Annotated in this window: 2 protein-coding genes; one reads left to right on the top strand and one right to left on the bottom strand. The window is 50.5% G+C overall.

The genetic code is table 11. The features are described 5' to 3' along the window. Positions 1-55 precede the first annotated feature (55 nt). Positions 56-1,516, bottom strand: coding sequence for an MDR family MFS transporter (locus tag B3M90_RS00965; protein ID WP_290782207.1), 1,461 nt, complete (start codon positions 1,514-1,516; stop codon positions 56-58). Positions 1,517-1,661: 145 nt separating this feature from the next. Between B3M90_RS00965 and B3M90_RS00960 the strand changes: the two genes are divergently transcribed. Continuing rightward, on the top strand, positions 1,662-2,477 hold the full coding sequence (locus tag B3M90_RS00960; protein ID WP_023467637.1) for an SDR family NAD(P)-dependent oxidoreductase: 816 nt from the start codon (positions 1,662-1,664) through the stop codon (positions 2,475-2,477). The last annotated feature ends 267 nt before the right edge of the window (positions 2,478-2,744 follow it).

Genomic DNA, 2,744 nt, shown 5'->3' with positions numbered 1-2,744 from the left:
TTGAGAATCCCACCCTCACCAACGGTGTGGGCTTGCGGCTTTAGCCGTGGGAGTGTCAAGATCGTGGATCGTCAGGTCGAACTTTCGGTAAACGCCATGTCATCGCGAACGCAAGAATCGCACAAAGGACGCCACCGATGAAGACGTAACGTAATCCATGTGATAACGCGATTTCTGCCGCATACTGCACATCCTGTCCGAACGTTTTTGCCGTACTCGATTGGAAAAATGGATCAATCGCGTACCCTGAGAGCGTGTCCGACGCTGAAAACGAACGAAGGATGGATAGGTTGAAGATCGTACCGAAGATCGCAACACCGAGCGTCTGTCCCGTCGTACTCAAGAACGAGTTGACGGCCGTCGCTGAGCCACGAAGTGACCAATCGACGGAAGTCTGCAGGACGACCATGAAGACGGGTTGTGAGAGACCAAAACCAATTCCGATCAGCGAAACGGCAAGATAGATGAAAACATCACTTGATTCGCGCGTGATCAACGATAAAATCACTGTACCGACGATCAGCAGTCCCATTCCTGTCATCGTCCGATACCGGGGTGAGGCGACACCAATCGTCCGTCCACCGATGATGGCGGTCAGCGTCCAAAAAAGCGACAGTGGCATCAACATGAAACCAGCTTCGGTCGGACTCTTCCCGAGTACCCCTTGGGCAAAAATCGGAATATACGCTGACATCGAAACGAGCACCCAGGCGGAAAAGAAGACCGCTAAGTTGATTACGAAAATGACCGGATGGCGAATGACTGCTGGTGGTAAGAGTGGATCGCTCGCCTTTTTCTCGACCCGATGGAACGTGAACAATAACACGAAACTGATGAAAAAGCTCGCTAGAATGATCGGACGCAAGAACGTCTCCGACTCACTCCCCGACAATAAACCGTACAGAAACGCACTCATCCCGAGCGCAAACAATAACGCGCCCCGGTAATCGATTTTCCGCTCTGTTTCACGGACCGTCTCTTTGTAGTAAACGACGATCATGAAGAACGACAATAAGGCAAACGGTACGTTTAGTAAGAAAATATACCGCCACGAAAGCGATTCGACGAGGAACCCACCGACGAGTGGTCCAGCGACACCCGAAATCCCCCACACGGCACTGAGCACTCCTTGGATTTTCCCTCGTTCCTCATATGTATACAAATCTCCGATGATCGTCATTGCGATCGGTAATACAGCTCCTGCCCCGATACCTTGGACGGCGCGGAAAACGATCAACATCTCCATCGATTGAGCGAGTCCACAGGCTAACGAAGCGACGGTGAAGACGCCGATCCCGAATAACAGAACCCGTTTTCGACCATATAAATCTGCCATCTTGCCGTAAATCGGTGTTGATACCGCCATGAACAACAAGAACCCAGCAAAGATCCAACTGACTAATTTCGCCCCGTTCAATTCACTCGCCATGACAGGTGTTGCTGTTGCAACGATCGTCCCCTCAATCGCGGCTAAAAACGTCGCGAGCAACAAGGCGACGGTTACTTTTTTCCTCATTTGTTCCACTTCCCCTCTACTGTTCTATCATACTGGTTGAACCAGTGATAAGAAAAGTAAATGCTTATGAAACAGGATTCGCGGGAACGGTATGGAATGGTATACACTAGACTCAGATTCACGATTTCGAATGGAGGAATGTCCTATGTTACGAAAAACGGCACTGATTACCGGTGCATCGGGTGGAATCGGACTGGATCTCGCTGTTCTCGCGGCGCGAGATGGCTTCGATTGTGTACTCGTTGCCCGCAATGAGAAAAAATTGAAGGAGCTTCAACAGGTCCTTGAAAAACGCTATCAGATCAAGGTCTATGTATTCGCTGCTGATTTATCACTAAGCGACAGCGTTGATCGTCTCGTGCAATACTTAGAGGAACAAGAATTGACGGTCGATCTATTGTTCAATAATGCCGGCTTCGCCACGTCGGGACGCTTTGCGGAAATCGATCCAACAGAAGACATTAACTCGATCCAGGTCAACGTCGTCGCCTTGACGGATTTGACGAAACGTCTCTTACCAGGAATGGTTGAACGTGGCTTCGGACGCATCTTGAATGTCGCATCCGTTGCTGCCTTCATGCCAGGACCATACATGAGTGTCTACTATGCAACGAAAGCCTATGTCCTGTCGTTCTCGGAAGCACTTGCGACAGAAGTCGACGGCTCGGGTGTCAGTGTGACTTGTCTCTGCCCGGGACCGACCGATACGAACTTCTTCGACCGGGCGAACATCACGCTACCATTTAAGAGTATGCCGTCGCACCTCGTCGCCTTCGCCGGGTACCGTGGGATGCTCAAAGGACGCCGCGTCGTCGTTCCAGGCGCAAGCAACCGCGCCATGGTTTCCTTGTCCCGTCTCTTGCCACGCCGTCTCCTGACCGAAGTGACAGGTCGAATTCAAGATCCTGCTCGCCAGCAAGAATCGTCGACAGAAGAAGAACTCCTGTACGCCAATTCCTAAAAAATGAGACTGATTCAAAAGTCAGTCTCTACAAAGATAAGGGTGGCAGAATGATGATCTGCCACCCTTATCTCGTAACAAAAGAATGATGCGTCACACGCCACTCCTACAGGAAAAAGCGCATTATGCGCTGTCAGAGACAAGCAAGACCCGCTTTCCTGCTTGAATAAAGCAGGAAAACTGGCTTGTGTCTCGCCTGAGGAAAGGGCGTGAAAAGACGCATCATTCTTTTTTGAGTCAGCCCCATTTGTATTTACGCTTCATGAT

This window comes from Exiguobacterium sp. UBA6309, from assembly GCF_002439205.1.
Taxonomy (GTDB): Bacteria; Bacillota; Bacilli; order Exiguobacteriales; family Exiguobacteriaceae; genus Exiguobacterium_A.
The sequence above is the reverse complement of the archived record's forward strand: the minus strand, read 5'-3'. Positions and strand labels throughout refer to the sequence as shown.

Excerpts from the sequence above, each read along its gene's own strand:
- B3M90_RS00965 (WP_290782207.1), bottom strand. The coding sequence starts at position 1,516 with ATGAGGAAAAAAGTAACCGTCGCCTTGTTGCTCGCGACGTTTTTAGCC.
- B3M90_RS00960 (WP_023467637.1), top strand. The coding sequence starts at position 1,662 with ATGTTACGAAAAACGGCACTGATTACCGGTGCATCGGGTGGAATCGGA.